Raw genomic sequence first — 21,682 nt, 5'->3', positions numbered from 1 at the left:
CTCGGGTACGCGACACGCAGGGGAGGCGTACCGGAGCGGCATCTCGCGGGGAGGGGACGGGCGGGTCAGCGGGCGACCGGCGTGGAGACGGACGACGCGCCGGCGCTGGTGGCCACCGCGTCGAGGACTCGCTGCACGTCGAGGGCGTCGGCGAAGGTGGGCGTGACCGCCGTGCCGCCGGCGATCGCCTCGACGAGGTCGACGACCTGGTGCGTGAAGAGGTGCTCGTAGCCGATGCCGTGCCCGGTCGGCCACCAGGCGGACATGTACGGGTGCGCCGGCTCGGTGACCTGGATGCGCCGGAAGCCCTGCGCCTCCTCGGGGTCGCGGGCGTCGTAGTACTCGAGCTCGTTCATCCGCTCGAAGTCGAACGCGATCGAGCCGAGCTCGCCGTTCACCTCGATCCGGTTGGCGTTGCGGCGGCCGGTCGCGACGCGGGTCGCCTCGAAGACGCCCAGGGCGCCGCCCTCGAAGGAGGCGGTGAAGGCCGCGGCGTCGTCGACGGTCACGGCGCCGCGCGGGGCGTCGGCACCTGCGCGGCCGCCGAGGCCGACCTGCTCGCTGAGCACGGGGCGCTCGGTGGTGAAGGTGCGCAGCGTCGCCGAGACCGAGGTGATGCCTCGGCCGGTCAGCCACTGGGCGGTGTCGATGCTGTGCGCGCCGATGTCACCGAGGGCGCCCGAGCCGGCGCGCTCCTTCTGCAGGCGCCAGGTCAGCGGCGCCTCGGAGTCGGACAGCCAGTCCTGCAGGTACTGGGCGCGCACGTGCCGGATGTCGCCGAGGCGGCCCTCCTCGATGAAGCGCTTCGCGAGGGCGAGGGCCGGGGTGCGGCGGTAGCTGAAGCCGCACATCGCCACCTTCCCGGAGGCGGCGGCCGCGGCGACCATCCGCTCCGCCTCCTCGACGGAGTTGGCCAGGGGCTTCTCGCACAGCACGTGCTTGCCGGCCTCGAGGGCCGCGATGGCGATCTCGGCGTGGGTGTCGCCCGGGGTGCAGATGTCGACGAGGTCGATGTCGTCGCGGGCGATGACGGCCCGCCAGTCGGTGGAGGCCTCGCTCCAGCCCAGCCGCTCGGCGCGCTCCGCGGTCGAGTCGGGGTTGCTCCCCACGAGCACGGCGAGCTCGGGGCGGAGGGGGAGGGGGAAGAAGCGGGAGGCGGTGCGCCAAGCGTGCGAGTGGGTGCGGCCCATGAAGGCGGTCCCCACCATCGCGACGCGCAGGGCTCGGTCGTTCGACATCGTCGTCCTTTCGTCGGCCGTACGACCCTGCCACGGGTCGGGGCGCGGGCGCTACCGCGCTCGGCGAGGCCGCCTCCGGGGCGACGCGCCCGGGCTGCACGGACATGAGCGCGTTCATAGGGTTCGGAGAGCGCTCTATCACGGACGGAATGTCTCAACCGCCGCCGTCAGATGTCGCGTAATCCCGCGGATCCCAGCCCTGACGCGGTAGCAGGAAGCCTTCCGGGCGACTGGGCGATCACTCGAACCGCCTTCGAATCGGTTCAGAACTTTTGCTTGACCCGCGACGTAAGTGGAAGTAGCTTCATCCGCATGGTCACCGCAGACCCCCGCAGCACTGCTGCACAGCCTCTTCCCCGCACCTCCGACGAGTCTCAGCAGCTGCTTCTGCAGATGCGCGGCATCGTGAAGGTCTTCCCCGGCGCCCGTGCTCTCGACGGCGTCGACCTCGATGTCCGACCCGGTGAGGTGCACTGCCTCCTCGGCCAGAACGGCGCCGGCAAGTCCACCCTCATCAAGACCCTCGCCGGGGCCCACCAGCCCACCGAGGGCGAGATCCTCGTCGACGGGAACGTCGTCACGATCCCGTCCCCGACGGCGGCCCTCGCCCTGGGCATCGCGACGATGTACCAGGAGCTCGACGTCGTCGACGGCCTCTCCGTCGCCGAGAACATCTTCCTCGGCCACGAGCTCTCCCGCGGCGGCTTCACCGCCCGGGCGAAGGCCACGAGGATCACCCGCGAGCTGATGGAGCGCCTCGGCCACTCCGAGATCTCGCCGAACCGCGAGGTCGGCACGCTCTCCGCCGCCGGCAAGCAGATCGTGCAGATGGCCCGCGCCCTCTCGCACGACGCGCGGGTCATCATCATGGACGAGCCCTCCGCGGTGCTCGACTCCGAGGAGGTGGAGAACCTCTTCCACGTGGTGCGCCAGCTCACCGCCTCCGGCGTCGCCATCGTCTACATCTCGCACCGCCTCGACGAGATCCGCGCCATCGGCGACCGGATCACCGTGATCAAGGACGGCGCGACCGTCGCGCAGAACCTCGCGGTCGCCGACACCCCCACCTCGAAGCTCATCACCCTGATGACCGGCCGCGCCGTCGAGTACGTCTTCCCGGACCGCCAGGAGCTCGACGTCGAGGCCGAGACGCTGCTGAAGGTCGAGAAGCTGGGCCTGCAGGGCTCCTTCTCGGACGTCTCCCTCGAGATCCGCGCCGGCGAGGTCGTCGGCCTCGCGGGGCTGGTCGGCTCCGGCCGCTCCGAGATCCTCGAGACCATCTACGGGGCGCGCCGCGCCACCACCGGGACGGTCAGCGTGGCGGGCAAGCGCCTGCGCGCCGGCTCCGTCACCTCGGCGGTCGACGCCGGCATCGGCCTCTGCCCGGAGGAGCGCAAGAGCCAGGGCCTGCTCCTGGACGAGCCGGTCTACCGCAACATCACCCTCTCGACCTTCGACCGCTTCGCCAAGCGCGGCTTCCTCGACGAGCGCTCCGAGCGCGCGGCGGCGGCCGAGCAGGCGGTCTCCCTCGACCTGCGGCCCTCCGGGGTCGACCGCGACGCCCGCACCCTCTCCGGAGGCAACCAGCAGAAGGCGCTCCTCGCCCGCTGGCTCGTGCGCGGCTGCCGTGTCCTGCTGCTCGACGAGCCGACCCGCGGGGTCGACGTCGGCGCGCGGGCCGAGATCTACACCCTGATCAGGGACCTCGCGACCAACGGCGCCGCCGTGCTCGTGGTCTCCAGCGAGATCGGCGAGGTCCTCGGACTCTCCGACCGAGTGCTCGTGATCTCCGACGGCGCCGTGGTCCACGAGGGCCCGGCCGATTCGATCGACGAGCACCGCGTGCTCGATCTCGTCATGGAAGGAAGTGCAGCGTGAGCGGACAGCTCGACACCGCGTCGCCGTCGATCGGCGGTCCGCAGGAGGACGCCGCCCGTCACGCGTCGGCCGCGACCGGAGGCTCCTCCGGCGGCGCCCCGACCAAGGACTCCCGCTCCGGGACGGCCCGCCTCATGCAGGGCTCCCTCGGCCGCAACGTGGGGCTGCTGCTCGCGCTGGTGATCCTCTGCATCGTCGGATTCGCGACCGCGGGGGAGCGCTTCGCCAGCGTCGACAACGTGCTCACGATCCTCCGCCTCGCCGCCGTCATCGGCGTGCTGAGCATCGGGATGACCTTCGTGATCACCTCCGGCGGCATCGACCTCTCGGTCGGCTCCGTGATGGGGCTCGCGACGGTCTGGGCGAGCACGGTCTCGACCCAGTACTACGCGGCCAACACCTCCTGGCTGGTGATCGTGCTCACCGCGGTCGTCGTCGGCCTCGTCTGCGGCCTGATCAACGGCGCGCTGATCGCCTACGGCCGGGTCGTCGCCTTCATGGCGACCCTGGCGATGCTGGTCGCCGCCCGCGGCTTCGCCGAGCTGATCTCGAACCGCCAGACGCAGGTCGTCACGGTCACGCCGTTCCTCGACTTCTTCCGCGCCGACGTGCTCGGCATCCCGGTGCTCGTGCTGATCTTCGTGGTCGTCGCCGTCGCCGGCTGGATCCTGCTCAACCGCACCACCTTCGGACGCCGCACCATCGCGGTCGGCGGCAACCCGGAGGCGGCCCGCCTCGCCGGCATCAAGGTCCGCCGTCACACCATGTACGTCTACGGCCTCGCCGGGCTCACCGCCGGCATCGCCGCCGTCATGATGCTCGCCCGCACCACCGCCGGCAGCTCCACCAACGGCCTCCTCTACGAGCTCGACGCCATCGCGGCGGTCGTGGTCGGAGGCACGCTGCTGGCCGGCGGCCGCGGCACCATCGTCGGCACCGTGTTCGGCGTCCTCATCTTCACGACCCTGACCAACGTGTTCACCCAGAACAACATGTCGACCTCGACACAGGCCGTCGCGAAGGGCGCGATCATCGTCGCCGCCGTCCTGCTGCAGCAGCGGTTCGCCGCCCGCGGCCGGAAATCCTGACCCCGGGGCTCCGGCCCCGCTCCTCCCGCACACAGCACCCACCCGACCACTCAGGTCACCTCTCCGAGGACACGTGTGCCCTCGGACCCCTCGGATCGATCGAAGGAGATCACTTCCATGCCCGCACGCCCCTTCACCCGCAGCCGCCTCTCCCGCACCGCCCGACTCGGCTCGGCCGGCGTCGCCTTCGGCGCCGTCGCGCTGATGCTCACCGGCTGCATCTCGAACGCCCCGGTCGAGACCGGCAACGCCGCCTCCGGCGGGACCGCCGCCGCCGTGGCCGCCTCGGACAACGACGCCTCCGGCGACAACGTCGTCATCGGCTTCACCGCTCCCGCCGCCGACCACGGCTGGATGGGCGCGGTCAGCCGCGCCGCCATCGCCGAGGCCGAGAAGTACGACGACGTGGAGCTCCGCACCGCGGAGGGCACCAACGACGTCAACCTCCAGATCAGCCAGGTCGAGACCTTCATCAACGACGGCGTCGACGCGATCGTGCTCCTGCCGATCGACGGAGCGGCGCTCACGCAGGTCGCCACCCAGGCGATGGAGGCGGGCATCACCGTCATCAACGTGGACCGCGAGTTCTCCAGCCCCTTCGCCGCCCGATCGACCATCCTCGGCGACAACTACGGCATGGGCGTCAGCGCCGGCACCTACATCTGCGAGGAGCTCGGCGACAACCCCGACGCCGTCGTCGCCGAGATCGCCGGCATCGACTCCCTCCCGCTGACCCAGGAGCGCAGCCAGGGCTTCTCGGACGCGCTCGAGGGCTGCGGACTCGACGTGGACAACCGCGTCGCCGCCGACTTCACCGTCCAGGGCGGAGAGCAGGCCGCCGCCAACCTCCTCCAGGCCGCGCCGAAGATCGACGCCATCTGGAACCACGACGACGACCAGGGCGTCGGCGTCCTCGCGGCGATCGACACCGCCGGACGGGACGAGTTCCTCTTCGTCGGCGGCGCCGGCTCGGCCAACGTGATGCGCGCGATCGAGGCCGACGACTCCGTCGTCAAGGCCACGGTCGTCTACCCCTCGACCCAGGCCGCGGACGGCATCAAGCTCGCCCGCCTCGTCGAGCAGAACAAGTCGATGGCCGACACCAGCTCGCTCGGCGTCCCGCGCCAGATCCAGCTCTTCGCGCCGGTCGTCACCAAGGACAACGTCTCCGAGTACCTGCCCTCGGCCTTCGAGTCCTGATCGGCCCCACCAGCCCGGGTCGGCGCGGGAACCATCCCGCGCCGGCCCCCACCTCGGCGCCGCCCCGGGATCACTGACGACCCGCAGCGCAGCGCCACCGGCATCCGCGAGAGGAGGAGGAGTGCAAGACACCGGCCCCAGGGCCGGACAGGAGGAGACCGGATCCGCTCAGTCGTGCGGACAGCGACGGACCCGGCCTCTGCGATGAACACCTCATTGAAGGAATCACATCACGCATGAATGGTAAGCGATCCTCGAGAAGAAGCATCAGGCGTCTTCTCGCACTCGGCATCGCCGGGATGGTGACGGTCTCCGGACTCACCGCCCTCGGCCTGCCCGCCTCGGCCCACGACGGAGTGGACCACGGTTCCGAGGGCGGAGCATCCGCTCTCGACTGGAGCAACTACGAGAAGGTCCTGCTGACGAAGAACGTCGGCGAGCCCCTCGACCTGGCCGTCCTCCCGGACAAGTCGGTCCTCCACACCGCTCGGAACGGCGAGATCCGCCACACCGACCCCAAGACCGGCACCACCCGTGTCGTCAACACGATCCCCGTGTACCAGAACTCGGAGGACGGACTGCAGTCCGTCGGCATCGACCCCGACTTCGCCGAGAACAAGTGGGTCTACCTCGTCTACGCGCCCCCCGGGAACACCCCGACCGGCGCGGCTCCGAACATGCTGCCCGAGGGCGCGACCGACAGCTACTGGGACCAGTGGAAGGGCATCAACCGCCTCTCCCGGTTCAAGTGGACCGGCTCGGGCCTCGACCTCGCGAGCGAGCAGAAGATCATCGACATCGAGACCCAGCGCGGGCAGTGCTGCCACGTGGGTGCCGACTTCGACTGGGACGCCGACGGCAACCTGTACCTCTCCACCGGCGACAACACGCCGGCGAGCGCTCCGGGTGCCGCGGGCTTCGCGCCGAACAACGACGCGCCCCGCATGAACCCGGGCTTCGACTCGCGTCGCGGCGCCGGCAACACGAACGACCTCCGCGGCAAGATCCTCCGGATCACCGTGCAGGAGGACGGCTCGTACACGATCCCCGAGGGCAACCTCTTCCCGGTGGGAACCGAGAAGACCCGCCCCGAGATCTTCGTGATGGGCGTCCGCAACCCGTTCAAGATCGACGTCGACGCCGAGACGAACACCCTCTCCTGGGGCGACTACGGCCCCGACGCCACGAAGGCCGCTGCGGCCGACGGCGTCCGCGGCCCGATGGGCCTCGTCGAGTGGAACGCGACCGGACTGGACGAGCCGCACAACTCCGGCTGGCCCTACGTCCACGGACCCAACGCGCCGTACAACGAGTGGAACTTCGAGACGTCGACGCCCCGCGGCTTCTTCGACCCGGAGAACCTGAAGAACAACTCGCGCTGGAACACCGGCCTCGTCGACATCCCGGACGCCAAGGCGGCGACCGTCTACTACGGCGACAACCCCGGCGACCAGCCGTTCGACGAGCTCGTCAACTTCGGAACCAGCAACGGCCAGGGCCCCATGGGCGGACCGGTGTACCACTTCGACGCGGAGAACACCTCGACGTCGAAGTTCCCGGAGTACTGGGACAAGAAGACCTTCTTCGGCGAGTTCTCGCAGGACTACATCGCGGCGTTCACGCTCGATGAGGACCGCGCGGTCACGCACATCGAGGACTTCCTCCCCAACGCGGCGCTCAGCCAGGCCGCGCAGCCGATCCACGACAACCCGATGGACATGGAGTTCGGCCCCGACGGGTCGATGTACGTGATCGAGTACGGCGACGGATTCTTCCGCGCCAACCCCGACGCGGGCCTGTACCGGATCGACTACGCCGAGGGCAACAAGGCGCCGCAGGCCCGCTTCACCGCGACCCCCCTGTCCGCCTCGCAGACCCCGCTCGAGGTCACGTTCGACGCCAAGGGATCGACCGACCCCGAGGGCGACGCGCTCACCTACGACTGGGACTTCGACGGCGACGGCACCTTCGACGCCACCGGAGTGACCGTCAAGAAGACCTACACCGAGCTCGGACAGTTCACGGCCCGTCTGCGCGTCACCGACGCCAAGGGCAAGTTCAGCCTGACCTCGCGGGTCATCTCGGTCGGCAACCAGGCGCCGCAGATCCAGATCCAGACGCCCGGCAACGGCTCGTTCTTCAACTGGGGCGACGCGATCCCCTACCAGGTGACCGGCAAGGACGCTGAGGACGGCGACCAGATCGTCAGCAGCCGCGTGGGCTGGACCTACGGCCTCGGCCACGACGAGCACGCCCACCCCGAGGTCACCGGCACCGGTGCCAAGGGAGCGTTCCCGACGTCCAAGGACTCGCCCGAGCACGGCCCCGGCGCGCTGCTGTACGGCACCGTCGTCGTGACCTACACGGACGGCGGCTTCAACGGCCTGCCCCCGGCTGCGGCCGAGGCGACGCTGCGGCTGAACCCGAAGACGCAGGAGGCGGAGCACGCCGCCCGTGAGGGCGTCCTGCCCTACGCGGACACCACCGCCAGCGGCGGCAACGCCGTCAGCGGACTCGGTGCGGGATCCTTCCTGCGCTGGGACCCGGTGAACTTCGCCAACCTGACCGGCGTCGTGGTCCGCGCCACCGGTGAGGGCACCGTCGACCTCCGCTGGAACGCTGCCGACGCAGCGCCCTTCGGAACGGCGACCATCCCCGCGGGAGCCGGCTGGAAGGACGTCCTCGTCCCCTTCGGCACCAACGTCCCCCGCGGCACCGGCTCGCTCTACGTGACCTCGCCCAGCGGCCTGTCGCTCGACTCCCTCACCTTCCAGGGTGTCGGCGCCGGTGACAAGACGGCTCCGACCGTCGCGGCGACCCTCGACCCGGCAGCGCCTGCGGGCGTCGGCGGCGTCTACAACAAGCCCGTGACCCTCGGCCTCACCGCCACGGACAACGGAGCGATCTCCACCGTCCAGTACTCCGCCGACAACGGCACGACGTGGACCACGGTCCGCGCCGTCAACGGCGCGTACACGGTCCCGTTCACCACGAACGGCGCCCGGACGATCCAGTACCGCGCCACCGACACCGGCGGCAACGTCTCGGCGGTCGGCACGGTGAAGTTCACGATCGACCTGGCCGCGGCGAACGCCCCGACCGCCGCGTCGACCACCACCGTGGCGCTCTCGGCTCCCCGCGTGACCTTCGGGGCACCCGGCGAGGCGACCGTCACGGTCACCGGTCAGGGTGGGAACCCCGGCGGAGAGGTCGTCCTCTACGAGGGCGCCACCGAGCTGGGCCGCGCGACGCTGAAGGACGGCAAGGCGACCTTCGCCCTGCCGAAGACCCTCGGCGCCGGCACCCACACCCTCCGTGCGGCGTACGGCTCGGACGCCACCTTCAAGGCCTCGGAGGGCACCGCCCGCCTGATCGTCTCGAAGGCCGCCTCGGAGCTCACCGCGACCGTCTCGCCCAACCCGGTCAAGCCGGGCGCCAGCGCGCAGGTCACGGTCGACGCGAAGTCCTCGACGGGTGTCGCCGGCACCGGTCAGGTGAGCGTGATGGTGAAGAGGAACCTCTCCACCGTCGCGATGCTCACCGGGACCCTCGACGAGAACGGGCACGTCGTGGTGACGCTCCCGAAGCTCGCGGCGGGCAGCTACAAGCTGACCGTCACCCACACCGCCACGGCGGACACCAACGCCGCGTCGGCGCTGCTGAACCTCACCGTCCAGCAGTAGCCCCCGCGCAGGGGCCGGCCGGCTCGACCGGGCCGGCCGGCCCCCCCACCCCCTGCACCATCTGCCATTTCGAAGGAGAAATGATGCACCACCACCACGCATCCATCACGGCCAAGCCGATGAGCCGGCGCTCGCTGATGACGGCCCTGGCCGCATCGACCGTCGCGGTCGGCGTCGGAGCGGGAGCCCTCGCGGCGCCCGCCACGGCCGCCCCCGCGCCCTCGTCCGGATCCACGCGCCTGGTCCCGATCAACCGCATCGGCATCCAGCTCTACAGCGTCCGCGACAAGGTCTCGTCGCTCGGCTTCCGGGCCGTCTTCGAGGAGCTCGGCCGCATCGGCTACAGCGAGATCGAGTTCGCCGGGTACACCCAGGGCAACGTCGGAGCGATCACGCCGCAGCAGATCCGCCAGCTGCTCGACGACAACGGCCTCCGCGCCGTCGGCTCGCACGTCGGCACCAACCTCCTCCGCTCGGAGCTGGGCAAGCAGATCGAGATCGCGCAGATCCTCGGCACGCCGCACCTCGGCACCGGCAACGCGCCCACCAACGTCAACACCAAGGCGGGCTACCTCGCCGCGGCGGAGGAGTGGAACAAGTGGGGCCAGCAGGTCTCGGCCGCGGGCATGAAGCTCTACCAGCACAACCACGCCGGTGAGTTCGGGTTCGCCACGGACGACCCCAAGACCCGCCTGTACGACCTCTTCTACGACAACACCGACCCGCGTCACGTGTACCTCGAGATGGACGTCTACTGGGCGTACGTCGGCAAGAAGCTCTACCCGGGCTTCGAGCCGCTCGACTACATCAAGCGCAACCCGCGCCGCTACCCGATCCTGCACCTCAAGGACGGCAAGACGAACAACGCCAACACCAACGGCTACGACATCGTCGAGTTCGGCGCGGGCAACCTGCCCTACCAGGCGTTCCTCTCGGAGCTGCGCGACCGCGGCCAGCGCTTCGGCGTCTGGGAGCAGGACACCGCTCCCACGCTGGCGACGCCGCCGAGCACGGGGAACTCCCTCGAGGCCGCTTCCCGCAGCTACTCCGCGATCGCTGCGCTCCGTGGCTGAGCGCACCCCGCGCCGCGCGCGCCGCACCGACAGCACCACCACCAGCACGACGCGCACGAGCGCACCGAGGAGAACCCCCATGAAGTGGAAGACGCCCACGGCGGTCCTCGCGGCCGCCTCCCTCGCGATGGTCGCCGCACCGTCCGCCTTCGCGGCGACGACGGACTGCACCACCGAGCTCGGGAACCAGACGATCACCGGAGACCTCAACGTCGGCGCGGGCCAGACCTGCGTGCTCGGCAACGTGACCGTCACCGGCAACGTCATCGTCGGCGACGACGCCTGGCTGGACGCCACCTCGGCGACCATCGGCGGCGACGTCATCGGCACCGACGCGTACGGCATCTCGATCGACGGCACCAGCGTCGGCGGAGACGTCGTGTCGTTCTCGGACGGCAGCCGCAGCGGCTTCCTCTACCTGCGCGACCTCACGGTCGGCGGCATGGTCGAGGCCGGCGGGATCGACGTCGAGTTCAGCGACCTCTCGGTCGACGGCTCGGTCAGCACCGACGCGGCGAACTACGTCGACGTCGATCGCACCAGCGTCGGCGGCGACGCCACCTTCGCCGGCAGCGACTTCGGCGTGAACGTGCAGGGCGCCATCGTCGGCGGCTCGCTCGCCGTCACCGGCTCCTCGCGCGGCGTCCTCCTGGGCGCGAACGAGGACGGCTCGGCCTCGGCCCTCGGCAACACGGTGGGCGGGAACCTCACGCTCTCGGGCAACTCCGGCAACGTCCAGCTCGCGGGCTCGACGGTCGGCGGGCGCATCGCGCTCACCGACAACGCGCCGGCAGTCAACTTCGGCGCGGGCAACACCGCCGCCGGAGTCGACGGCACCTTCACGGGAACGGCGGCGGGCGCTGCGGCGGCCGGCGACCAGGCCGTGGCCGTCATCGTCCCCGAGGCCAACAAGGGCGAGCTGACCTGGACGCTCGAGGGCACCAGCAACCTGGTGAACCTCGGCGTCGCCGAGGAGCAGGGCGACCACTTCGCCGCCTCCGGTGAGCTCGTGCCGGTCCGCGTGACCGACACCCGCCTCAACGGCCCGGCCTGGTCGGTCACCGGCCAGCTGAGCGACTTCCGCTCCGGCGAGAAGACGTTCTCGGGCAAGCACCTCGGCTGGACCCCCGAGGTCCTGGAGAACACGGGCGGTGCCGTCGCCGGCGCTGCCGTCCCCTCCGGGTTCGACTCGGGCAACGGCCTCGCCACGCCCCGCGTCCTCGGCTCCGCCGCGGCGCAGCACCCGACCGGATCCTCGGTCCTGGGCGCCGACCTCGACCTGAAGCTCCCGCTCTCGGTCGGAACCGGCACCTACACCGCGACGCTGACGCTCACCGCGCTCGGCTAGCACCGGTGGGGCGGCCTCCGGGCCGCCCCACCCTCCCCCCGTCTCCCCGCGGGACGCCACTCCGGTACGCCCCGCTCGGCGTGCCGCGCACCGGAGCGGCGTCCCGCGGGGAGGCATCCCCCCTTGCAACGGAAGCCTGATCGATGTCGCTCATGCCACGCACGTCCCGCACCACCGCCGCCCTGCTGCTGATGACGCTCCTCGTAGCCGGCGGCCTCTCGGCTCAGGCGGGTGCCCAGGAGGCGGACCCCGCCTCCACGCCGGTCACCTGGGGGGTGCGCCCCGCCGACACCGAGCAGGGCAGCGAGCGGCCGAACTACGCCTACGCCCTCGATCCCGGCGGACGCCTCAGCGACGCCCTGATCGTCTCCAACTACGACGACGAGGAGCAGACGTTCCGCGTCTACGGCTCCGACGGCTTCATCACCGAGGCCGGCCAGCTCGACCTGCTCCCCGCCGCGGAGCCCTCGACGCAGCTCGGCAGCTGGATCGCGTTCCCCGAGCCCGAGGTCACCGTGCCTGCCGGCGAGAGCGTGCAGGTCCCGTTCGAGGTCGTCGTCCCCGACGACGTGACCCCGGGCGACTACGCCGCGGGCGTCGTCTCCTCGATCCTGGTGCAGGGCGAGACCGGAGTCTCGGTCGACCGGCGCCTGGGCTCGCGCATGTACCTCCGCGTCGGCGGCGAGCTCGCCCCGCGCCTGTCGATCGACGGCCTCGCCGTCTCGTACGAGGGCGGCTGGAACCCCTTCGCCCCCGGCTCCGCGACCGTCGACTACACCGTGACCAACGCGGGCAACACCCGCATCGCGCCGGGCGCCGAGATCAGCGTCGCCGGCCTCTTCGGCCTCGCGCCGGTGTCCGCGACCGACCCGGAGCCGCTGCCCGAGCTCCTCCCCGGAACCTCCGTCTCGCGCACCGTGACCGTCGCCGGAGTCTGGCCGCTCTTCGTCGCGACCGCCCGCGCCGCGCTCTCGGGCACCGTCGTCACCGCCGACCAGGCCTCACAGGCCGACTCCGCCGTCGTCGTCCCCGACGTGCCGGTCGCCACCGCCGAGACCTCGGCCGCGGCCGTGCCGTGGAGCGCCGTGCTCCTCCTCGCCCTGCTCATCGGGCTCATCGTGCTGACCGTCGTCCGCCGCCGCCGCCGGGCCGCGGGGGAGCAGGCGCGCATCGACGCCGCCGTCGCCGCCGCTCTCGGCGCCCAGCCGGAGGACGCCGACCGCGCGGAGGTCCGCTCCTGACCGGGTGCGGCCGACGCGGTCCGCGGGGGATCGCGCCGGCGCGGCCCGCCGCCTCCGGGCGCGCGGCCGCCGCTCTAGCGGACCGCCCGCCCCTCGGCGCGCAGCTGCTCGAGGAAGCCGTCCACCACGGCGGGGCTGAGCAGGTGCCCGCGCAGCATCAGCGCGGCACCGCGCACGCCCCCGCTGCCGCCCAGCTCGGCGGTCACGACGTCGAGCCGCTGCGTCGCGAGGGGGAGAGAGCGCTCGTCGATCACCGAGCGCACGGCCGTCAGGATCTCCGGGCTGGCGAGGGCGACCGCGCCGCCCAGCACGATGACGGAGGGGTTCAGCAGGCTCACGCAGGTGGCCAGCACCTCGCCGAGCTGGAGTCCCGCGATCCGCGCCGCCTCGACGGCTTCGGGATCGCGCGCCTTCAGCAGGTCGATCAGCTCGCGCACCGACTGCACGTCGCGGCCCGCCCGGGCGAGCCCGGCGGCCAGAGCGGAGCCGCCCGCGACCGCCTCGAGGTCCCCCTCCTGACCGCCCGCCGCGGCCGGGGCCGTGCGCGGCACCTGGACGTGGCCGAGATCACCGGCGGAGCCGAGGGCTCCGCGCTGGAGCAGCCCGGACGAGACGATGCCCGCGCCGATGCCGGTGCCGACCTTCACGAACATCAGGTCGAGGGCGTGCGGGAAGCGCGAGGCCCGCTCGCCGAGCGCCAGCAGGTTCACGTCGTTGTCGACGAGCACCGTGGTGTCGTAGCGCCGGCGCACGAAGGCGGGGATGTCGAAGCCGTCCCAGCCGGGCATGATCGGCGGGCGCACCGGGCGGCCGCTCGCGTGCTCCACCGGGCCGGGCACGCCGACCCCGATGCCCGCGAGGGCGGAGCGGTCGACGCCGGCCGCGGCGAGGATCCCGTCGCAGACGTCGAGCGCGTGTCCGAGCACCGCCACGGGGCCCTGCGCGATGTCGAGCTCCTCGCGGCGCTCGGCGATGATGCGGCCGTCGAAGTCGGTCAGCGCGATGGTCGAGTGCGCCGCGCCCAGGTCGATGGCCAGGAGCGAGCGGACGGCCGGGTCGAAGACGAGACGCGCGGACGGACGGCCGCCGGTCGACGGAGCGCGGTCGAGGTGCGCGATCAGTCCGAGCTCGAAGAACTGCTCCAGGCGCGTCATCACCGCGGTCCGCGCGAGGCCCGTCTCCTCGACCAGCTCGGCGCGGGTGCGCGGCCGACCGTCGGCGAACAGCCTCAGCATGTCGCCGGTCGCGGTACCCGCGCGCTCGGCCACGCTCAGCTCCTTCTCTCGGCCCGGAGGACGGGTTCGGGGGACAGCACACCTGAGGAAACCAGGCGTCGCACGGTCGCGCAATCTCAGCGGGCCCCCCGTGCGGGTCGTGCGCGACACGGCCAGGCGGAGGCGCGTCGCGCGCCCCGCCGCGGCCCCTCCCCACTCCGATCGCCCGGGTGCGCCCCGACGATCGCCGCTCAGCCAGCCCTTCCAGACAGGAGAGAACGATGACCTCGTCCGACACCACCACCACAGGCGCCCCCCGATCGAGCGGGCCCATCGGCCTCTGGCTGATCGGGGCCCGGGGCAGCGTCGCCACCACGGCCGCCGTGGGCCTGCACGCCATCGCCGCCGGAGCCGCGCCCAGCTCGGGGTGCGCCACCGCGACCCCCGCCTTCGAGGACGTCCCGCTCGCCGGGTTCGCCGACATCGTCATCGGCGGCCACGACGTCTCGCCGACTCCGCTGCTCGAGAAGGCCACGGGCCTCGCGGCCGGCGGCATGTTCCCGACCTCGGTCGTCGCCGAGGTGGCCGACCGGATCGACGCGACCGACGCCGAGATCCGCCTCGCCCCCTCCGACGCCGCGTCGCAGCAGGAGGAGATCGACCGCCGGGCCGCCGACATCGTCGCCTTCCGCGAGCGCCACGGCCTCGCCCGGGTCGTCGTGATCGACGTCGCCTCGACCGAGGTGCTGCCGGTCGACCGTCCCGAGTTCCACGACCTCGCCGCTCTGCGCGCCGCCCTGGCGCGTCCGGGCGAGCGCCTCCTGCCGCCGAGCTCGATCGCCGCCCTCTCGGCCGTCGTCGCGGGCGCGGCCTACGCCTGCTTCACTCCGTCGACCGCGCTGGCTCTGCCGGCCCTGGAGGAGTGGGCCGCCGAGGCCGGGATCCCGATCGCCGGCCAGGACGGCAAGACGGGGGAGACCCTGCTCCGCAGCGTGCTCGCGCCGATGTTCACGGCGCGCGGGATGCGCGTGCTCTCCTGGGCGGGGGCGAACCTCCTCGGCGGCGGCGACGGGCAGACCCTCGCCGACCCGGAGGCGGTGCGCTCGAAGCTCGTCTCGAAGAACCGCGGACTCCGCAGCCTCCTCGGCGACGACGTCGTCACTCCACTCCACATCGACAACGTCCCGGACCTCGGCGACGTCAAGACCGCCTGGGACCACGTGCACGCGGAGGGCTTCCTCGGCTCGCGGATCACGGTGCAGACGATCTGGTCGGCGTACGACTCGGCCCTCGCGGCGCCGCTGATCCTCGACCTCGCCCGCCTGCTGGCGCTCGCGGACGAGGCCGGCGTCTCGGGCCCGGTCGGCGAGCTCGGCTTCTTCTTCAAGGACCCGTGGGGCAGCGACGTGCACGGCTTCGCCGAGCAGACCGCGGAGCTGGTGGCCTGGTCCGCCCGCACCGGCGCGCTCGTCGCCGAGCGCCGCACCCCGGTGACGAGCGGGACGCGGAGCGATGGCTGAGCTGCGCGACTACCTCGAGCTCGTCCGCGCGAAGGCCGCGCTGACCGTGATCGGCGACACCGTCGCGGGCGGAGCGTGGGCGGGCCGCGGAGTGGGAGCGCGCACGGTCGCGCTCCCGCTGTCCTCCGCGCTGCTCTACTCGGCGGGCATGGCGCTCAACGACTACGCGGACGCCGAGCTCGACGCCCGGGAGCGGCCGGAGCGGCCGATCCCCTCGGGGCGCATCCGGCGCTCGGCGGCGCTGGGCACGGCGGCCGCGCTGACCGCGGCGGGGATCGCCGTGGCGGCCGTCGTGGACGGGCGGCGCTCGCTCGCGCTCTCGCTGCCGCTCGCGGCCGGGATCTGGTCGTACGACCTGCTCGCGAAGCCGACTCCGCTGGGCCCGGTCGTGATGGCGGCCTGCCGCGGTCTCGACGTGCTGCTCGGCGCGGGCGTCGACGGCGTGCGCGCGGCGGCCCCCGCCTCCGCCGCCGTGGCCGCGCACACGCTCGGCGTCACCGTGCTCTCGCGCGGCGAGGTGCACGGGACCACTCCGGTCGCGGCGGGAGCGGTCTCGGCCGGCACCGCGGCGATCGCGCTGTCCACCGCGGCCGGCGCTCTGGCCGAGCGCCGGGCCGCCCCCGCCGCGGTCGCCGCCGCGGGCCTCGGGCGCTGGCTCCTGCTCGTGCTCACCGCGCAGCTGCAGGCCGTGCGGACGCCGACGGCCGCGGCCGCGCGGACGGCGACCCGCGCGGGCATCACCGGGATGATCCCGCTGCAGGCCGCGCTCGCCGGCCTGAAGCGTCCCGAGCTGGGGGCGGCGCTGCTCGCGCTCGACGCGCTCGGCTCCCTCCTGCTCCGCCGCCCGCGGACGGCGGACATCACATGAGCGCCACCGGACCCGTCCTCGGCTACGGCACCAACGGCTTCGCCGACCACACCCTCGACGACGCGCTCACGGTGATCCACGCCGCGGGGTACCGCGCCGTCGCGCTCACCGTCGGGCACCCGCACCTCGATCCCTTCGCGGCCGACTGGCGCGAGCGGACGCTGGCGGTCCGGTCGCGGCTCGACGAGCTGGGCCTGCGCGTGGTCGTCGAGACGGGCGCGCGGTACCTGCTCGACCCGTTCGCGAAGCACCGCCCCACGCTGGTCGACGAGGAGGCCGGCCCCCGGGTCCGCTTCCTCGAGCGCGCGATCGAGATCGCCGCGCTGCTGGGCGCCGACGCCGTCTCCCTCTGGTCGGGGGTCGTGCCGGCGGGCGCCGATGCGGCCGCGGCCTGGCGGCTGCTCGTCGAGCGGATGCGCGGCGTCGTCGCGACGGCCGAGCGCCACGGCGTGCGGCTGGCCGTCGAGCCCGAGCCGGGGATGCTGGTGGAGACGGTGGCCGACGCGCTGCTGCTGCGCCGCGAGCTCGGCGACCCGGAGTCGGTCGGTCTGACGGTCGACCTCGGCCACTGCGTCGTGGTGGAGCCGGACGGCGTGGTCGGAGCCCTCCGCAGCGCCGGGGACCTGCTGCTGAACGTGCAAGTCGACGACATGCTCCCGGAGCGGCACGAGCACCTCGAGCTCGGCACCGGATCGCTCGACCTCGCGGCCGCCTTCGCGACCCTCGCCGAGATCGGCTACCGCGGGATCGCCGCCGTCGAGCTGCCCCGGCACTCGCACGACGCGCCCCGCCTGGCCGTGGCGAGCCTCGCGGCGATGGAGGAGGCGCTCGGCGGCGCCTCCTCGCACGCCGAGCACCCGTGGACCGCGGCTGCCCGTTCCGCCGTCCTCGAGCGCCCGTCGCGGATCGAGCGCTTCTTCCCCGCCGCGGGCCGCGAGGCCGGACGCGAGCCGCTCCGGCCCGCCGAGGACCCGCACGGCCTCGTCCACGGCACGCACGACGACGCGGCCCGCGCCGCCCTGGTGCAGGCCGCCGCGCAGGCGCTCGGCGACGACGACCTGGCCGCTCTCCTCCTCCGCCTCTACCGCGGCGGGGACGGCGCCGAGCGCCGCGGAGTGCTGGCCGGGCTGAACGCCCTCGGCGACCCGGGACCGGCGACGACCCTCGCCGGCCTCGAGCTGACCGCCGACGCCCTGCGCGCCAACGACACCCGGCTCGTCGCCGCGGCGATGGGCTCCTTCGCCCGCCGCCACCTCGACGCGCACGCCTGGCGGCACGGGGTGCTCAAGCTCGTCTTCCTCGGCGTCCCGCTCGCGGCGGTCGCCGGGCTGGAGGAGCGCAGCGACGCCGAGCTGCGCGCGATGGCCGGCCGCTTCGCGGACGAGCGCCGCGCGGCCGGGCGCCCGCTCCCGGACGATCTGGCGGTGCTCCTGCCGAGCTGACCGCCCCCGAACGCCGCCCCGACCGCGGGGCACCACCACCGATGAGAAAGGCGCGACGATGCGCATCTTCGACCCGCACATCCACATGACCTCCCGCACCACCGACGACTACCAGGCGATGTTCGACGCCGGCGTCCGCGCGGTCGTCGAACCCTCCTTCTGGCTCGGCCAGCCGCGCACGAACGTCGGCTCGTTCACGGACTACTTCGACGCCCTGATCGGCTGGGAGCGCTTCCGCGCCGCGCAGTTCGGCATCCGCCACCACTGCACCATCGGGCTCAACCCGAAGGAGGCGAACGACCCGCGCTGCCGGGCCGTCCTGCCCGAGCTCGACCGCTACCTCGCCAAGGACGGCGTCGTCGCGGTCGGCGAGACCGGCTACGACTCGCTCACCCCCGAGGAGGACCAGGTCTTCCGCCAGCAGCTCGAGCTCGCCGGCGAGCACGGCCTCCCCGCGATGGTGCACACCCCGCACCGCGACAAGGAGTCGGGCACCCGCCGCACCCTCGAGGTCGTCGCCGACTCGGGGCTCGAGCCCGGGCGGGTCCTCGTCGACCACCTCAACGAGGTCACCGTCGACGCGGTCCGCGACTCCGGCTGCTGGATGGGATTCTCCATCTACCCCGACACGAAGATGGACGAGACGCGCCTGGTGACGCTGGTCGAGCGGATCGGGCTGGACCGCGTGCTGGTCAACTCCGCCGCCGACTGGGGCCGCTCCGACCCGCTCACGACCGCGAAGACCGGCCGCCTCCTCCTCGTCGCCGGCTTCAGCGCGGGCGACGTGGACCGGCTGCTCTGGCAGAACCCGGTCGAGTTCTACGGGCAGAGCGGACGCCTGGACCTCTCGCCCGTCGCGGGCTTCGACGTGCAGGAGTCGGCCGGCCGCACCTTCGAGGGCAACTCCGTGCTCCGGGGCGCGCCGCGCGTGGCGGAGGTCGTGTGATGCACCTCTCCTACTGCACCAACGTCCATCCCGCCGAGGACCTGGCCGGAGTCGTCCGCCAGCTCGACGTCTACGCCGGACCCGCGCGCGTGGCCGCCGGGCTCGCACTGGTCGGAGTCGGCCTGTGGATCCCGCGCGACCTCGCGGCCCGCCTGGTCGCCAGCGCCGAGGACCGCGCCGTCCTCCGCGCGGCCCTGCAGCGCAACGGCCTGGAGGTGCGCACGCTCAACGCCTTCCCGTACGCCGCGTTCCACGCCGAGGTCGTGAAGCTCGACGTCTACCGCCCCGACTGGACCACGCCGGAGCGCCTGCAGTACACGATCGACTGCGCGCGGATCCTGGCCGACCTGCTGCCCGCCGGCGCCGACGGCAGCATCTCGACGCTGCCTCTGGGCTGGCGCGAGGGCTGGGGACGGGAGCAGGACGAGGCCGCCTGCCGCAACCTCGCCCGGCTCGTCGAGGAGCTGCGCGACCTGCGCCGCTCCACCGGCCACGCGATCCGCCTGGCGATCGAGCCCGAGCCCGGCTGCATCCTCGACACCGTGGACGACGTCGTCGACTGGCTGCACCCGCGCATCGGAGTGGTCGACCCGGCGTACGTGGGCGTGTGCCTCGACACCTGCCACCTCGCCGTCTCCTTCGCCGACCCGGTCTCGGCCGTCCGCCGCATCCGCGACGCGGGCCTGCGCGTGGTCAAGGTGCAGGCCTCGGCCGCGCTCCACCTGGAGGACCCCTCGGGCCGCGCCGCGCTCACCCCGTTCGTCGAGAAGCGCTACCTGCACCAGACCCGCGAGAACGGGATCGACGGAGTGCTCCGCGTGGACGATCTGCCCGAGGCGCTGGACACGCTCCCCGGCACCGGCCCGTGGCGCGTGCACTTCCACGTGCCGCTGCACCACCGGCCGGAGGCGCCGCTCTCGGCCACCACGGCCGTCCTGGCGGAGGCGGTCTCGGCGGTCGACGCCGCCTGGCCGTACGACGAGATCCACCTCGACGTCGAGACCTACACCTGGTCGGTGCTCGCCGACGCCCCGAGCGACCTCTCGACGGGCATCGGCGCCGAGCTCGCCTGGGCGGCCGCGCACCTGCTCACGCCCGCCTCCCGAGAGGCGCTGCTGGCGCCCCTCCTCCCGCAGGCGGCGGCGCTGTGAGGCCCGTGCTGCTGCTCGACGTGGTCGGGCTGACCTCGACGGCGCTCGCCGACATGCCCCGCCTCTCGCGGCTGGCCCGCGGGGGCGGGCGCCTGCCGCTGGACACGGTCCTGCCCGCGGTCACCTGCAGCGTGCAGTCGACCATGCTCACCGGCTCGATGCCCGCGCAGCACGGGATCGTCGGCAACGGCTGGTACTTCCGCGACCTCGGCGAGGTGCACCTGTGGCGCCAGCACAACCGCCTGGTCACGGGGGAGAAGGTCTGGGAGACCGCGCGCCGGCTGAGCGGCGAGCCGTACCGCGCGGCCAACATCGGCTGGTGGTACGCGATGGGGGCGTCGACCGACGTCACCGTCACTCCGCGCCCGATCTACCACGCCGACGGCCGCAAGTCGCCGGACGCCTACGTGCGCCCGCCGGCGCTGCACGACGAGCTGGTCTCGCGCTTCGGCGCCTTCCCGCTGTTCCAGTACTGGGGGCCGACCGCGTCGCTCCGCTCGACCCAGTGGATGGTCGACGCGACCCGGCACGTGCTGGCCGGAGACGGGTCCGGACCGCCCGAGCTGACCACGGCGTACCTGCCGCACCTCGACTACGACCTCCAGCGCTTCGGACCGGACTCGCCCGAGGCGCGCCGGGCCGCGTCGGAGCTCGACGTGGTGCTCGCTCCGCTGCTCGACGACGCGGAGGCGCTGGGCGCCTCGGTGATCGTGGTCGCCGAGTACGGGATCGCCGACGCCGACACCCCGGTCGACGTGAACCGGGCGCTCCGCCGCGAGGGCCTGCTCGAGGTCTACGTGCAGGACGGCCGCGAGCAGCTGGACCCGTGGACGTCGCGCGCGTTCGCCGTCGCCGACCACCAGGTCGCGCACGTCTACGTGCAGGACGCGGCGGACCTGCCGCGGGTGCGCTCGATCCTCGAGGGGCTCGACGGCGTCGACGAGGTGCTCGACCGGGAGGCGCAGGCCCGCTACGGCCTCGACCACGAGCGCTCGGGCGAGTTCGTCGTGGTCGCCCGGCCGGGGGCGTGGTTCACCTACTACTACTGGCTCGACGACGACCGCGCGCCCGACTTCGCCCGCGGCGTCGACATCCACCGCAAGCCCGGCTACGACCCGGCCGAGCTCTTCTTCGATCCGGCCGACCCGCTGGTGAAGGCGAAGGCGGCGGGCAACCTCGCCAAGAAGGCGCTGGGGCTGCGCTACGCGATGAACCTGGTGCCGCTGGACGCGTCGCTCGTGCGCGGCACGCACGGGAGGCTGCCGTCCTCGTCGGCGGACACTCCGCTCGTGCTGGCCTCGGACGCGGACCTGCTGCCGGCCGGAGCCGCGTCGCTCCCGGCCACCGCGGTGCGCGACCTGGTGCTCGCGGCGCACGGCCCGGCCCTCGCGAAGGAGGCGTCGGCGCTCGCGCGCTGAGGGAGGGGACGCCCGGCGGCCTGCGCTCGTGTGCGGGCCGCCGGGTGTCGGCGGATCAGCCGGGGTCGCCGCGGACCTTGCGAGCTCAGGCGAGCTCGCCGCGGGCCGCAGCGGGCTCAGGTTCTCGCAGCGGGCTCAGGTTCTCGCAGCGGATTTCAGGTCCTCGCCGCGGGCCCAGCCGGGCCGCCGGCGGCTCAGCGCGGCACGAGCCCGGTGAGCCGCGCCGTGAGCCGCTCGACGGGGCCGGCGCCGAGGAACCGCCACCACAGCACGGCGGCCGTGCACAGCCCGAGCACCAGGGCGAGAGCGGCGAGCGGAGTGTCGGCGGAGTAGCCGAGGCCCGCCCGCGCGAGCGCTGCGACGAGCGCCACCTG

16 protein-coding genes are annotated in these 21,682 nt (G+C 73.1%); 13 read left to right on the top strand and 3 right to left on the bottom strand.

Going from position 1 to position 21,682, the window contains the following annotated elements:
• Positions 1-65: 65 nt before the first annotated feature.
• Positions 66-1,238, bottom strand: a complete 1,173-nt coding sequence (locus C5C27_RS02570; RefSeq protein WP_104233530.1) for a Gfo/Idh/MocA family protein — start codon at positions 1,236-1,238, stop codon at positions 66-68.
• Positions 1,239-1,631: 393 nt separating this feature from the next.
• On the opposite strand from C5C27_RS02570, the gene C5C27_RS02565 reads away from it, so the two are divergent.
• The 7 genes from C5C27_RS02565 (at position 1,632) to C5C27_RS02530 (ending at position 12,749) form a co-directional block, all read left to right on the top strand.
• On the top strand, positions 1,632-3,116 hold the full coding sequence (locus C5C27_RS02565; protein WP_219812427.1) for a sugar ABC transporter ATP-binding protein: 1,485 nt from the start codon (positions 1,632-1,634) through the stop codon (positions 3,114-3,116).
• Between the two features lie 134 nt (positions 3,117-3,250).
• Positions 3,251-4,204, top strand: coding sequence for an ABC transporter permease (locus C5C27_RS02555; RefSeq protein WP_068256795.1), 954 nt, complete (start codon positions 3,251-3,253; stop codon positions 4,202-4,204).
• Between the two features lie 117 nt (positions 4,205-4,321).
• Positions 4,322-5,404 (top strand): substrate-binding domain-containing protein, encoded by a 1,083-nt coding sequence (locus C5C27_RS02550; protein WP_104222461.1) that lies wholly within the window; start codon positions 4,322-4,324, stop codon positions 5,402-5,404.
• 236 nt (positions 5,405-5,640) lie between these two features.
• Positions 5,641-9,087: a PQQ-dependent sugar dehydrogenase gene (locus tag C5C27_RS02545; protein WP_181134785.1), complete on the top strand. Its 3,447-nt coding sequence runs from the start codon at positions 5,641-5,643 to the stop codon at positions 9,085-9,087.
• An 83-nt stretch (positions 9,088-9,170) separates the two neighbouring features.
• Entirely contained in the window at positions 9,171-10,160 is a 990-nt protein-coding gene (locus tag C5C27_RS02540) for a sugar phosphate isomerase/epimerase (RefSeq protein ID WP_219813126.1), read from the top strand.
• Positions 10,161-10,239: 79 nt separating this feature from the next.
• Positions 10,240-11,508: a hypothetical protein gene (locus tag C5C27_RS02535; RefSeq protein WP_104313530.1), complete on the top strand. Its 1,269-nt coding sequence runs from the start codon at positions 10,240-10,242 to the stop codon at positions 11,506-11,508.
• 152 nt (positions 11,509-11,660) lie between these two features.
• Positions 11,661-12,749: a hypothetical protein gene (locus C5C27_RS02530; protein WP_146079590.1), complete on the top strand. Its 1,089-nt coding sequence runs from the start codon at positions 11,661-11,663 to the stop codon at positions 12,747-12,749.
• 74 nt (positions 12,750-12,823) lie between these two features.
• Here the strand turns inward: C5C27_RS02530 and C5C27_RS02525 are convergent, their stop codons facing one another.
• Entirely contained in the window at positions 12,824-14,017 is a 1,194-nt protein-coding gene (locus C5C27_RS02525; protein WP_244229502.1) for an ROK family protein, read from the bottom strand.
• A gap of 227 nt (positions 14,018-14,244) precedes the next feature.
• Here C5C27_RS02525 and C5C27_RS02520 point away from each other — a divergent pair, with 227 nt between their 5' ends.
• From C5C27_RS02520 to C5C27_RS02495, 6 genes are read left to right on the top strand one after another with little or no spacing between them, the layout of a single operon-like run.
• Positions 14,245-15,483, top strand: a complete 1,239-nt coding sequence (locus C5C27_RS02520) for an inositol-3-phosphate synthase (RefSeq protein WP_104313527.1) — start codon at positions 14,245-14,247, stop codon at positions 15,481-15,483.
• On the top strand, positions 15,476-16,351 hold the full coding sequence (locus C5C27_RS02515; protein WP_219813125.1) for an SCO3242 family prenyltransferase: 876 nt from the start codon (positions 15,476-15,478) through the stop codon (positions 16,349-16,351). Before C5C27_RS02520 ends, C5C27_RS02515 begins: the two co-directional genes overlap by 8 nt.
• Positions 16,348-17,793, top strand: coding sequence for an EboA domain-containing protein (locus tag C5C27_RS18470; protein ID WP_104313525.1), 1,446 nt, complete (start codon positions 16,348-16,350; stop codon positions 17,791-17,793). The genes C5C27_RS02515 and C5C27_RS18470 overlap by 4 nt, the downstream gene beginning before the upstream one ends.
• Before the next feature lie 58 nt (positions 17,794-17,851).
• Positions 17,852-18,739, top strand: a complete 888-nt coding sequence (locus tag C5C27_RS02505) for a TatD family hydrolase (protein ID WP_104222466.1) — start codon at positions 17,852-17,854, stop codon at positions 18,737-18,739.
• Entirely contained in the window at positions 18,739-19,890 is a 1,152-nt protein-coding gene (eboE, locus tag C5C27_RS02500; RefSeq protein ID WP_104222467.1) for a metabolite traffic protein EboE, read from the top strand. Before C5C27_RS02505 ends, eboE begins: the two co-directional genes overlap by 1 nt.
• Complete coding sequence (locus C5C27_RS02495; protein ID WP_104237951.1) at positions 19,887-21,308, top strand: alkaline phosphatase family protein; 1,422 nt, start codon at positions 19,887-19,889, stop codon at positions 21,306-21,308. The genes eboE and C5C27_RS02495 overlap by 4 nt, the downstream gene beginning before the upstream one ends.
• 194 nt (positions 21,309-21,502) lie before the next feature.
• Here C5C27_RS02495 and C5C27_RS17845 read toward each other — a convergent pair.
• On the bottom strand, positions 21,503-21,682 hold a 180-nt coding region (locus C5C27_RS17845), incomplete at its 5' end, for a hypothetical protein (protein ID WP_219813124.1).

It is taken from the genome of Rathayibacter sp. AY2B7, assembly GCF_002931635.1.
Lineage (GTDB): Bacteria > Actinomycetota > Actinomycetes > Actinomycetales > Microbacteriaceae > Rathayibacter.
The sequence above is the reverse complement of the archived record's forward strand: the minus strand, read 5'-3'. Positions and strand labels throughout refer to the sequence as shown.

Coding starts and splice junctions, on each gene's coding strand:
- C5C27_RS02570 (WP_104233530.1), bottom strand. CDS start 1,238: ATGTCGAACGACCGAGCCCTGCGCGTCGCGATGGTGGGGACCGCCTTC.
- C5C27_RS02565 (WP_219812427.1), top strand. CDS start 1,632: ATGCGCGGCATCGTGAAGGTCTTCCCCGGCGCCCGTGCTCTCGACGGC.
- C5C27_RS02555 (WP_068256795.1), top strand. CDS start 3,251: ATGCAGGGCTCCCTCGGCCGCAACGTGGGGCTGCTGCTCGCGCTGGTG.
- C5C27_RS02550 (WP_104222461.1), top strand. CDS start 4,322: ATGCCCGCACGCCCCTTCACCCGCAGCCGCCTCTCCCGCACCGCCCGA.
- C5C27_RS02545 (WP_181134785.1), top strand. CDS start 5,641: ATGAATGGTAAGCGATCCTCGAGAAGAAGCATCAGGCGTCTTCTCGCA.
- C5C27_RS02540 (WP_219813126.1), top strand. CDS start 9,171: ATGCACCACCACCACGCATCCATCACGGCCAAGCCGATGAGCCGGCGC.
- C5C27_RS02535 (WP_104313530.1), top strand. CDS start 10,240: ATGAAGTGGAAGACGCCCACGGCGGTCCTCGCGGCCGCCTCCCTCGCG.
- C5C27_RS02530 (WP_146079590.1), top strand. CDS start 11,661: ATGCCACGCACGTCCCGCACCACCGCCGCCCTGCTGCTGATGACGCTC.
- C5C27_RS02520 (WP_104313527.1), top strand. CDS start 14,245: ATGACCTCGTCCGACACCACCACCACAGGCGCCCCCCGATCGAGCGGG.
- C5C27_RS02515 (WP_219813125.1), top strand. CDS start 15,476: ATGGCTGAGCTGCGCGACTACCTCGAGCTCGTCCGCGCGAAGGCCGCG.
- C5C27_RS18470 (WP_104313525.1), top strand. CDS start 16,348: ATGAGCGCCACCGGACCCGTCCTCGGCTACGGCACCAACGGCTTCGCC.
- C5C27_RS02505 (WP_104222466.1), top strand. CDS start 17,852: ATGCGCATCTTCGACCCGCACATCCACATGACCTCCCGCACCACCGAC.
- eboE (WP_104222467.1), top strand. CDS start 18,739: ATGCACCTCTCCTACTGCACCAACGTCCATCCCGCCGAGGACCTGGCC.